This is a genomic window from Bradyrhizobium sp., from assembly GCF_049519115.1.
Taxonomy (GTDB): Bacteria; Pseudomonadota; Alphaproteobacteria; order Rhizobiales; family Xanthobacteraceae; genus Bradyrhizobium.
The window spans coordinates 1-5917 of record NZ_JBEKRB010000129.1 but is presented as its reverse complement, the minus strand read 5'-3'; the positions used below and the strand labels follow the sequence as shown (position 1 = coordinate 5917).

The window sequence follows — 5917 nt, the reverse complement described above, 5'->3', positions numbered from 1 at the left end:
CCCGGGCAGTAGTAGACGTCGCTGGTCGGATCATATCGAAAGTCGCTGCGCGAGAAGGTGCCATCATCTCGCTTCGATTTGTCGAGCACGGGGATATGTGGTGCGATGCCCTTCTCCTCGACGCGAAATTCCCCACCGGTCTAACGACAGCCGGCAAGAGCCGCACTATCGCAAAATATCAGGCTGGGGCGCTCCTGGGCCGCGAATTTGCCGCTGCCTCAAGGCGCGGGAAAATGATCAACAGGTTGGATGGCTGGACGGGATTTTGCACAAAGGAGAATAGCTAATGTTGACAGGCCGATATGACGAAGCGTTTCGATATGCTCATGAGCTACATGGTAACCAGAAGCGTAAAGGAGGTCCGATACCATATATCTCGCATCTGATGATCGTCTCTGCGCTCGTATTAGAAAACGGGGGCACCGAAGATCAGGCGATTGCTGCTCTGCCGCATGACGCAGCGGAAGATCAGGGTGGCGCTCCCACGTTGGAGGTTGTCAGGGATCGGTTCGGTGATGGTGTCGCCGAAATAGTGTCCGATTGCACGGATTCGTGGCCGGAGGAAAAGCAGGAATGGCGACCGCGAAAGGAGGCATATTTGGCCAAGTTGCCGGCCAAGCCGCAACAATCATTGCTGGTCTCCCTCGCGGACAAGACGCACAATGCGGAAGCCATTCTTTCCGACTATCGCGTTCTCAATGATGGTGTGTGGGAACGCTTCAACGGTGGTGCGGTTGGTACGCGCTGGTACTACCAGTCGTTGGCCAATATCTTCTCGCAGGTGATGCCCGGCCGTTTGTCAGACCGGCTGTCGCGGGCGGTGACAGCTTTCTCGGTCTGAACCTGATTTGCGACTAATGTCGCTTGGTTGTCGATCCAAAGGATTGACAGCCAAATCATCATCCACTCCGATGGCCGATACGAGACAGGACCGCTGACAAGATTCTTGCGAATTGCGCAATTCGGTGCGGAATAGCACGCTCGCCGGAAAAGCCATCAAGCCTTTAATGCTGCGACATGAACGTCGCCCATATCGTTATGATGAACACCGCCCGTTAGTCCGCTATCCCATTCTATTCTCACGGTAGACCAAGTATTTTCGACAACCGTGCCTTGATCGGCTTCGCTGTGGTTCCAACAAACACGAGTGCCGACGACTAAACGCCTTGATTTCTCGCCACCCATCTGAGGCACCTCTCTTCAATTGCCGACGTGTTTAACGCAGCCAAACCTTCGGCCGCTTTGTGAAACAATGCCGCTCCTATGAAACAATTATGCCGCATTAATATATCGCCCGGGTGTTCAAAATTGCTCAGTTCATAAAATTAAGAGGCGGTCCAGGCTTGATGCGAACGCCGACAGCTATGAGCAAGTGCTATTTTTGCAGTTGCTTTCCATTGCGTGCGCTATCATGCTTCGATAATCTCAGGAGGCGAGCACGGCGGATGCTCGGCAATCTCCGAAATTGCTTTTGGCGGCGCTGCCATTTGCCAGCATATCGCCCGTCGCGAATATCTGACGCATATTCTCCCGCATGGGAGGCGGCACCGCGAGCGGACCGGCCGAGATCATTCTCCGCGTGACGTTGGCACAACGAGCCAAAGGAGGCTCTAATGGTGAAGCCGGCCAAGAACGCGTTTGATGCTCAGACATTTCTTGCCAAAGTAGGCGAAGGCAAAAGCATCCTTCGATTTAAAAACGGTCAAAACGTATTCGTACAAGGCGACCCCGCTGAAAGGGTTTATTACATTCAAAAAGGCAAGATCAAAGTCACGGTCTTGTCGGATCAGCATAAGGAAGCGGTCGTCGGCGTTTTTGGATCCAGGGCAGTTTTTTGGCGAAGGCTGCATGAATGGCCATACGTTGCGCATCTCCACGACGACGGCAATGGAAGATTGCGTCATGACGGCAATAACAAAGGCTGCGATGATTGCCACGCTTCATGACCAGCCGCAGTTTTCCCAGATGTTCTTGGCCTATCTGCTAACCCGCAACAGGCGGGTCGAGGAAGACCTAATCGACCAATTATTTAATTCAAGCGAGAAGCGGCTTGCGCGGCTGCTGTTGCTACTCGCCAATTTTGGAACGGAAGGAGGCCCCCAGCCGATCAATCCAACCATCAATCAGGAAACGCTCGCGGATATGATCGGCACCACGCGATCCCGGGTCAGCTTTTTCATGAACAAGTTTCGCAAACTTGAACTTATCGACTACAACGGACACATTGAAGTGCACAATTCGCTGTTGAGCGCAGTCTTACATGACAAGCCCGAAGTGAGGCAGGTCGAGTAGAAAGCTACCGTGGCGGCCGATCATCGTGGCAAAGTTGGATCGGCCTCAGGCACGCGCTATCGGTAGCAGCTTTCTAATACCTGTCACTAAATCCGTCATTTGATTACGGGCGCGCGTAATGGCCGCTTGTCGCAATTCTTTCGCCAAGCCGGGTGCAACTACTGCGCGGGGTCCGGTTCCCATGGCGTATTGGACTTTTGCGCCTGCGCCAAAATCATTCCTGTCAGCATCTGCTCATTGCCCGCGTCCAGTTCCTCGTCGGTGGCTTCGAACTCGCCCTTATCGACGCGCCAGAGCAACGCCGACGCCAGCGTCGAATGCGCGTCCTCGAGGTCGCGCCGCAACACCATTTCAGGCAACGCATGCAGCGACAGTCCGTTGCTGTAGACACCGGCAGTGGCCTTTTTCGCCATTAGCGGCAACCCGGCTTCACGCAACGCATTTGCAAGACGGTCTTTGCTGTGCATCATAACCTCCCGCATTGAAAGATTGATTTGAGCTAAACAGCTCACGTCGCACTGTATAAAATTGGTCATTCTCACAGGTTTTTTGCCGCTTGTGGACATCGGCGCGCGATGGGTAATGGGGAACGACGCTGTCGTTACTTCGGTCCGATCCATGCGATCATTTTTACCCCTGTCGCGACCGTCTCGACGAAATCGCACGCTACGCACTCAAACGTGCGTATGTCGAAGCCCGGCGGGCCCGCTACCATGCCAGTGAACATCATTTGCCCGTCGCACTTTGCGCAAGGCGGGCGCTCTATTGCATTAAGGCTGGGATCAAGTGAGATGTCAGTGTGTGGCATGATGCTTCCCCTGGCGTTAGGTGGGAACGCGACACTCTCGACCACCGATGTGTTGATAGATCCCACAAGAATCCACAGGCGACTGAATCGCTGCCCAATATTGATCAATGTTCAAAATAAATTTGAATCGTGGCTCTACCTGAAGTCGGCCCGCGAAGAGTCGTCCGACATTGTGGCGGCTTGATCAGCCATCGAATGCCATTGCATCGCCAGCTGCCGCCATTCCTGTTCGGTGGCTTGGTCGGTTGCGTGTTTGGCCTGATGCTCACATCCGATTGCCTTCAGATGGTATTTCGCAGATTGATCAAGCTCAGGGATGCTTTGATATGCGGGCATTCTGATATTCTCTACAAGGGCACGACTGTCGCCGGTTAGAGCCGACGAAGGGCGCGACGCTCGCACAGCTTATCGCCCTCGATACACGAACCGCTGTACAGATTTGCTCGATCCCCACAGGTTTAAATAGTTCATTAGCCGGACCTCAATCCGATTATAGCTGTGGCTTGTCATGCAGGACTGGCTAACATTTAGATCTTTTCGAGTATAATATTGACCATACAACCCCAGGAGTTAATGCTTTGTTCGATCACATCACCGCCTAACAACGGGCAACCTGTACGGTGACAGAGAGCGTTGTGCTCCCGCCAATGATCGGAGCGATGCAATGCCCCAATCAAAGCAGCCGGTTCCGGTTATCGAGTTCTCATCCCCAGTATCGTTGTTTGGTGCAGTCGTGGTGAGCGTCCTGCTTTGGCTATTGCTTGCGTGGTGTATCTGGCAGGTCTCCGTTGACCTATTTTGACCCCCGACGGGAAATGCAGGAAGCTACTCGGTGCCGGACCCAGGCCGAGGAGTGTCATCGCCTCATGCTTTCGGCACAGAGTGGAGCCGAAGCTACGATTCTGACGAGCCTTATGCGAAGCTGGAAGATGATTGCCAATCAGACCGACCGATATATCGCGATCATGAAAAAAGACGCTGCTCAAAAAAGGCAAGGTCGTTTCGGTTAGTGCCCTCTTCACTTCAGACTGGGGCATCGGCGCTGTTCCGACGCGACTGACCGCGCTGACGATCTCCGCCAATTGGGATGATCGGACATGACGCCGTTGCCGCCAGCCATAAGAGTGAGCAATATTGCTCACTAAACACGATACGCGGCAGACGCTGCGCCAGCGAATCACCTAGCCCTTAGTTGGGGCTGAGGTTGGATACGATGCATATACAGACCAGGTTTGGTGCACATCACGGGCCGATTTGCCCGGTCTGCGCTGGGACGATGTACGTGACGAGACGCACGCCACATCCGCTGCACGGCCACACATACGAACTACAGACCTTCGTATGCCCGACGTGCGGGAGCAATATCGAGCGAAGTTCTGATAGAAACGGTCTACCGCACGTGAGTGATGCTGTTCTCCCTCCTCTGCATCCGTACTGAATTGGGGCCGCAGGAACAACAACATGTTCATATCGCAAGCGAGGCCTTTTGGCGTGGATCGGCAGCCAGTTTGCACGGCATGCAGATGCCTGTGAACTCCACCCAGCGCTCTCCGCATCCGCTTCACGGCGACGCAAATGAACTACAGACCTTCGAATGCCCGAAGTGCGAACGAAGTGCTGGTAGAGGAGATCTACCACGCACGAGTAAAACAGCCCGAAAGCCGAGGCCGCCGCTGTGTACTATGTGCGGAGCTCTGGTGATCTTGGCCCGCATAGAGCGTGCTAACCCCGGGTTCGATCTGCACACCTTTGAATGCTCGAAGTGTAACAACGCCGATCAATATCTAGTCGAATACGGAACACTCGCGCCGTGGCTTTTACGGGTTCGGGTCACGGGATGAAGCCGAAGCCTGACATAATTGAACATGGTTGGACTCGCAGATCGGGTACACAGATCGCCGCCACAAACCGCACCGCGGCCCAAGCCAAGGAACAGGCCGAATACGACAACGCTGTTCGATGCGCTCTCAAGGCAATGGGATATTAACCTCGGTGCCCGTGGCCCACGGATTCCGTTGCAAAGCTCTTTGGGTCCTCGTTGTGAGGCTTTGTTTTGAAGCTCGGCGGTTCACCGATCGCGCGCTCCGTTGTGAGAGTGGCTGTCTACCGAGCCGCCTCAGCAGGGTTCTAGGCGCGGTCGCGAAACCCTCGAGGGAGTGATTTAACAGCGACTTCCGGGGTCATTCGCGTCGTTGCAGCGTGTCCGGGATATGTCCGGTCACGAGGTAATCTCGGAACTGCCGATTGTCCGATTTTGCTGGTTGAAGGCGCCGGTTTGGACGGCAGGTTGACTTCGGAGTTTCCGAATTCTGCTTGACGGCTCGGTAGAAACAGAAATATAGCGATTCGCATCCCGCCTCATCTCGAGGGGCGTTTCGCGATCGTCACAAAACGTTGGGCGCGGGATGCGGTGGACGCTTTGGCGCGACAGACGAACGCGTTTGAGGCGGACGGCGAAATCGTGTGGTCCTGACGCCCCGACGCTGGCGTCAAGCTGGCGATGATGCTTTGCATTGCGCGGGGACGGTGACAAGAAAGCCCGGTCGCCGAGGAGAGCTCGAAGGAAACCGTTAAAACCATTGCGCGGGGAATGCCGGACGTCTCCGGTGTGACCGTGGTGACTTGCTTGCGTGCTTTCATTTTTTTGCACGCAAGGCTTCTGTAACGGGCCTCGATGAGTCAATCCCTATTTGCGTGATCCACTTGCCGGGGACTTGCTTCTGTCCGGGATCGGCACAAAGGCCGTCGCCTGATGGGGTTCGTGGAGGATAGGCCGGCCAATCTGCGGTGGGCGTGATCGCATCTGGCGTCGACGAC

General features: G+C 54.9%; 3 protein-coding genes and 1 pseudogene. 2 read left to right on the top strand and 2 right to left on the bottom strand.

Annotated features, from left to right (window positions below):
• The first annotated feature begins 286 nt into the window (after positions 1-286).
• Together ABSE61_RS35615 and ABSE61_RS35610 are read left to right on the top strand one after the other, a co-directional pair.
• Entirely contained in the window at positions 287-841 is a 555-nt protein-coding gene (locus tag ABSE61_RS35615; RefSeq protein WP_423875848.1) for an HD domain-containing protein, read from the top strand.
• Positions 842-1613: 772 nt separating this feature from the next.
• Positions 1614-2292: pseudogene (locus ABSE61_RS35610) on the top strand (Crp/Fnr family transcriptional regulator).
• A gap of 158 nt (positions 2293-2450) precedes the next feature.
• On the opposite strand, the gene ABSE61_RS35605 reads toward ABSE61_RS35610, so the two are convergent.
• Both ABSE61_RS35605 and ABSE61_RS35600 read right to left on the bottom strand, forming a co-directional pair.
• Positions 2451-2912: a hypothetical protein gene (locus ABSE61_RS35605; protein WP_423875847.1), complete on the bottom strand. Its 462-nt coding sequence runs from the start codon at positions 2910-2912 to the stop codon at positions 2451-2453.
• A 2824-nt stretch (positions 2913-5736) separates the two neighbouring features.
• On the bottom strand, positions 5737-5917 hold a 181-nt coding region (locus ABSE61_RS35600), incomplete at its 5' end, for a hypothetical protein (RefSeq protein WP_423875846.1).

Excerpts from the sequence above, each read along its gene's own strand:
- ABSE61_RS35615 (WP_423875848.1), top strand. The coding sequence starts at position 287 with ATGTTGACAGGCCGATATGACGAAGCGTTTCGATATGCTCATGAGCTA.
- ABSE61_RS35605 (WP_423875847.1), bottom strand. The coding sequence starts at position 2,912 with ATGGATCGGACCGAAGTAACGACAGCGTCGTTCCCCATTACCCATCGC.